This window comes from Dolichospermum sp. LEGE 00246, from assembly GCF_015207865.1.
Taxonomy (GTDB): Bacteria; Cyanobacteriota; Cyanobacteriia; order Cyanobacteriales; family Nostocaceae; genus Dolichospermum; species Dolichospermum heterosporum.
On the sequence record NZ_JADEWA010000499.1, the window covers coordinates 1 to 3857 of the forward strand.

Here is a 3857-nt window from a genome sequence, read left to right on the forward strand (position 1 = left end):
ACTCCCCCTACTCCCCCTACTCCCCCTACTCCCAATTAAGGGGGGTAAACACAAGAGGGAATTAGGGAATTAAAAAATCTAAATGATCTCCTGATTTAGTACGTAAATCCTGTAAAGAACCTTGTAATTTCAGCCTACCTTGATCTATCAAAACAATCCAATCAGCACGATTAATTACTTTGGGTCGGTGAGTAATTAAAATCGTTGTTTTTCCTTGACGATGTTCAAATAATTGGTCTAAAACTTGGGCTTCACTAACTGGATCAAGTCCACCTGTAGATTCATCTAAAATGAGAATTGCTGGGTCTGTAACAATGGCTCTAGCTATGGCTAATCTTTGTCTTTGTCCACCGGAAATATTAGCACCAAATTCACCTAAAATAGTTTGATATGTCTCAGGCATTTTACTGATAAATTCATCAGCACCAGCAATTTGACAAGCTTTGACAATCTGCTCAAAGCTAACATAAGGCGCTCCTAATCGGAAGTTTTCGACAATAGAACGATTCCAAAAATGAGCATCTTGGGGAACGAGAACTACCTGTTGACGGAGAGATTCTAAGGAAAGGTCTTGGAGATTATAAATGCCAATTTGTATATTGCCAGATTCAAGTTTATATAAACCGGAAATTAATTTAGATAATGTACTTTTACCACAACCAGATTTACCAATTAAAGCAATATTTTTACCTCCAGGAATCGTTAAAGAAAAATCTTCTAATAAATCAATGCGACCAGGATAATGAAAATTTATATTTGTACAAATAATATCAGCATTTTCAGAAATTGTCGCAAAAGGTTTTTTACCATTATCGTCATCTTCTGGAGTGGCATCAATAACTTCTGTTAACCGCCGTACAGCAGTTTTTGCACGAGTAAATTCATCAACAAAATTAATAACTGTACTAATTAACCCAATAAAATTACCATTCATTGAGTTAAAGGCTAGTAATTGTCCAATACTCAGATTTTCAGCCGGATTAATTACTAAATAGCCACCAAACCAAAGTAAAATTACACTACCAATACTAGAAACAAAACCAGAAAATGTATTATTAATAATCCCAATTTGCATTGTCTGAAATGTGAGCCTAGCTAGACGATTAAAGCGATTTTGTAATTCATCCCAAAATTGTCTTCCTGATGTGGTTGTTTTGAGAGTTAATGCACCTTTAAAGGTTTCGACTAAAACCCCTTGGGTTTCGGCTTCTGTAACTAACAGTTCATTAGTTTTTTGCTGTAATGTGGGTTGAAAAATAAATGTAGATATGGTCATTACCACAGAAATTACTAAAGCGGCTGAGGTAAGTTTCCAACTATAAAATAACATAAAAAATAAGGAAATTACCGCAATAAAAAGTTGACTGGGTAAACCAACAACAACTTGAGCAATTAATTGATTAATTTGGTCAATATCTCGCAGCCGACTGACAACTTCACCACTGCGACGGGTTTCATAATAAGTTAATGGTAAACGCAGAATCTGCCGCCCAAATTCTAAGACTAAACCTAATTGCATTCGTTGGGCAAAATGAGCAATTAAGTTAGACTGGACAAATGAAAGACTATGAGAAATAATATTCATGACGACTACAGAAATTACTACTGTAGTCAATAATTTTGTGTCACCTCTAACTAATACATCATCAGTAAGAATTTGCAGTAAGAAAGGAGAAGCTAAAGATAGCAAACCCAATACTAAATTCAGAGGTAAAGCTTGGAATAAAATGCCGCGATAAATCCAAACACGTCGGAAGAAACGCCAAAAACCACCTACTTTATCTTGCTTTTGATCAAAAAAGCGAATAGGATCTGGTTCTACTAATAATAATAACCAATCTGTCCAAGCTGCTTCTACATCTTGTTTAGAAAGATAACGCATTCCCACTGCTGGGTCTGCAATTAGAAATTTTTTACCTTTTTTACCATATAAAACAACCCAATGATTGCCTTTCCAATGAATGATTGCGGGTAAAGGTGCTTCATTAATTTTATCTAATATTTCTGGGGAAGTTTTCACGGGATTTGCTTTAAAACCCAGAATTTCTGCTCCTCGTTTTAATCCTAATAAGGTAGTTCCAAATTGCCCAGTTCCGACTGCTTCCCGAATCCGGCTAATAGTAAAATTTTGACCATAATGTTTGGCAATTGAAGCCAAGCAAGCTGCTCCACAATCTTCTTCGCTATGTTGTTGAACTAACTGGTATTTCATGGATAAAGCACTCTGGGGAATGAGAAGCAGATGGGATAAATATACAGAGAATATAGAAGGTTTAAAAAAAAATCAGATAAATATATGGGTTATCCTATGTTTAGACCAAGAACAAATATTCAGGGAATAAAAGTAGTCAGCAATCAGTAGAAAAGTAATAAATAGGCTATCAAAGTTAGCTGTTAAATTACTTTATCTTTGACTGATAGCTGACTAACTTTAACTAATTAGAAAAAAGGTAATAGAGTTGAAATTTAACTCATCATTATTAATGAGTTAAATCATCGTTATTGACCCTTTTTTACGCAGAATCTAGCGTTTCTTAGAAAAGAACTTCTTGACATCATTGAAGCTATCAGTATAGCTATTAAGGGAATCCTTAACTATTACAGCTCCACCATTAATACCACTATTCTGTTCGCCACTAATAACGTTAATTTGAAGGTCTTTCAATGTAATTTTGCCACCAGCTACGATTTCTTGTTGTTCAGCAGATACTGCGGTAAATAAGTTAGACATGACTGAATTCTCCTTGATTTGTATTACGCTTGGAGTTGTGTGCTGCTTGTTTGCCGCTTTCCTCCTCGCTTGTTAATAGAATATCGAGAAGTCACTAGTTAAATCATTCTCATTTTCTGCAAACTTGATTACCAGATTTAGAACTAGATGTTATCGAAAAATACACGCCAAATCGGCTAAGTTTATTTGACAATCTTTAAAATCTTCGCTAAATTTATTCCTAATAATGTCATATCAAATGTTTAGGTAGATACCATAGATATCTATTTAATGTAAAATCTATATCTCGCCAACGAATAAATTTCCTGGCTAATAGCTGAAGTGATCTAAAAATGACTAAATAAGCTCAAAAAATTTAATCTATTTCAGGATACTTTAGCTATTAGCTCTGAAATTTATGATTGATAATATGGGTGAATCAATTTATGATCTAATTCATGATCCCAATTCATCTTAATTCCCGTGCTTTTTCAGGCACATTGGCTATGAGCCTAGAATTTTAATTCAGGGCAGGTAAGCAACACTAAACAAAAGATTTTCAGCCGATTGATGTCAATTTATCTGAGCTATTAAAATTTGCTGCGACGGTTCTTTTTGCCAAAAGAAGGTCTAAAAAAGAAGAAATTATACGTGTAACTGAGGATTGTTATATTATTAGAAACTTTGTTACCTTCTCCTATGGCTAGAGCATTAATATCGCTGATATCTTTCACACCACCAATTATGGTTTCTTGTTGCTCAATAGGTACAGTAGCAAACAATAGATTAGACATGATCTAAATTCCTCTAATTTTGAATTATTACTTAGAGTGGATTAATTTTATACTTTTTAATCCGCCTCAGTTAATACCCTATATCTTTATTCCTATCTTTGTCATGGCTAATTTACGCTAACCTTATTACCAAATTAGGCAACATCAATTTCACAATTACGCTAATGATACTTCCGAAAAATACACGCCAAATTAGCTAATCATTTGAAATGAATTCATAATTTTAGTAACCGTTCACAGGGGGTGAGAATTTATTAAAAAACCTGAAAGCTTTGTCTGTTGGGTTTTTCAGGCAACTTGACATATTAACGAATGGTTCTTAAATTGGCTAGAAAACGATTAGCAAACCGATA

At 34.1% G+C, this 3857-nt stretch carries 3 protein-coding genes; all 3 read right to left on the reverse strand.

Going from position 1 to position 3857, the window contains the following annotated elements; translation table 11 throughout:
• Window positions 1-61: 61 nt before the first annotated feature.
• A complete protein-coding gene (locus tag IQ228_RS22880) occupies window positions 62-2212 on the reverse strand; it encodes a peptidase domain-containing ABC transporter (protein ID WP_193964548.1) in 2151 nt (716 codons plus the stop codon).
• 312 nt (window positions 2213-2524) lie between these two features.
• Window positions 2525-2731, reverse strand: a complete 207-nt coding sequence (locus IQ228_RS22885; RefSeq protein WP_193964549.1) for a hypothetical protein — start codon at window positions 2729-2731, stop codon at window positions 2525-2527.
• Between the two features lie 569 nt (window positions 2732-3300).
• A complete protein-coding gene (locus IQ228_RS22890; RefSeq protein WP_193964550.1) occupies window positions 3301-3504 on the reverse strand; it encodes a hypothetical protein in 204 nt (67 codons plus the stop codon).
• Window positions 3505-3857: the final 353 nt, after the last annotated feature.